The sequence below is a fragment of the Streptomyces sp. Isolate_45 genome (assembly GCF_024721315.2).
Taxonomy (GTDB): domain Bacteria; phylum Actinomycetota; class Actinomycetes; order Streptomycetales; family Streptomycetaceae; genus Streptomyces.
Genome location: NZ_JANFAK020000355.1, coordinates 1 through 1,678, shown reverse-complemented (window position 1 = coordinate 1,678; position 1,678 = coordinate 1). Strand labels below are relative to the sequence as shown.

Sequence of the window (1,678 nt, the reverse complement as noted above, 5' to 3'; positions counted from 1 at the left end):
CGGAGTTTGATCTGGTGGTCGGCTCGGCCGGTGAAGATGAGTTGGCCGTGGTGGTTCCAGCGGGCGATGTCGCCGGTGCGGTACATGCGGCTGCCGGGCGGGCCGTAGGGGTTGGCGGTGAAGCGTTCCGCGGTGAGGGCGTTGCGGTCGTGGTAACCGCGGGCGAGTTGGTGGCCGGCGAGGTAGAGCTCACCATCAGTGCCGGGGGCCGCGGGGCGTAGGGCGCTGTCGAGGACGTAGGCGCGAGTGTTGGTGAACGGTCGGCCGATCGGGATCGGCCCGTCGGGCAGCGTTCCGCTGGGGATGCGGTACTCGGTGGCGTTGACGGTGTTCTCGGTGGGCCCGTACGCGTTGATGACCTGGGTGTCGGGGTGGGTGCTCTGCCAGGTGGCGAGCTGGTCGGTGTGGAGGGCTTCGCCGCCGAGGATCAGGGTGTCGCTGGGCGATGTGGTGGCGGGCAGGGTGTTGAGGATGGCGAGGTGGCTGGGCGTCGCCTTGATCAGCGTCGGCTGGTGGGTGCTGTTTTCGAGGCTGGTGAGGTGGACGGTTCCGCCGTTGGTGAGGGGTGTCCATAGGGCGGTGACGGTGAGGTCGAAGGCCAGCGGTGAGTGCAGCAGGGTGGCCCCGCCGGTGGCCGGGTAGGCGGTGCGCGCTCGGTGGAGGTAGGTGGCCAGGGCGTGGTGTTCGATGATGACGCCCTTGGGGCGGCCGGTGGAGCCCGAGGTGTAGATCATGTAGGCCGCGTGGAGCGGTGACCACGCGGACGGGCGCTCTGCGTCGCTGACCTGCGCATTGGAGTACGTCGCCAGTACGTCCGCCGCGACGGGTTCGGTGAGCGTGAGGGCCGGAACGGCGTCGGTGAGGATGTGGCTGATGCGGTCGGTCGGGTACTCGGGGTCGACGGGCAGGTAGGCGGCGCCGGCCTTGAGGACGCCGAGCATGCTTACGATCGCGTCCGTCGTTTTGGGTAGGACGAGGGCCACGAACTGTTCCGCCCGCACGTTGTGGGCGATCAGGTGACGGGCGACCTGGTTGGCGCGGCCGTCGAGCTCCCCGTACGTGAGGGAGTTCCCGTTCTCGTCCGTGACGGCGACCGCGTCCGGGGTGCGGACGGCCTGGGCTGCGAAGAGCTCGTGCAGGGGGGTGTCCGAATGAGTGGTGTCGTCGCCGTTCCACTCCACCAGGACCCGTTCGCGGTCGGCGGTGTCGAGGGTGTCGAGCCGGCCCACCGGCTGGTCGCCCTCGCTGACCAGGGCGTTAAGGACACGCAGTACCCGCTCGCCCAAGCCGCGGGCGTAGGCGTCGTCGAAGAGGTCGGGGCGGTGGTCGACGCGGAAGGACAGTTCGGTTCCGCGCATCGTCGCCACGACGTTCACCGCGAAGTGCGTGCCGCCCTTGATGTCGGCGGAGGTCACCCGGAGCCGTTGGGCGTCCGGTTCGCCCCGGAGGTCGCCCTCGTCGACGGGGTAGTTCTGGAAGACCATGGCGGTGTCGAAGAGTTCGGAGTGGCCGGCCCAGCGTTGGATGTCGGCGAGTCCTGCCCACTGGTGGTCCAGGAGGCGGGCCTGTTCGGCCTGGAGTCGGCGGAAGAACCCGGTCAGGGGTTCGGTGTTGTCCAGGCGGGCCCGGACCGGGAGGGTGTTGATGAACAGGCCGACCATCGACTCCACGCCGGTGA

Annotated in this window: 1 protein-coding gene; it reads right to left on the bottom strand. The window is 69.4% G+C overall.

The genetic code is table 11. The annotated features are described in order from the left end of the window. Window positions 1–1,678, bottom strand: a 1,678-nt coding sequence (locus tag NOD94_RS41020; RefSeq protein ID WP_281211336.1) for an amino acid adenylation domain-containing protein, incomplete at both ends; no start/stop codon positions are given.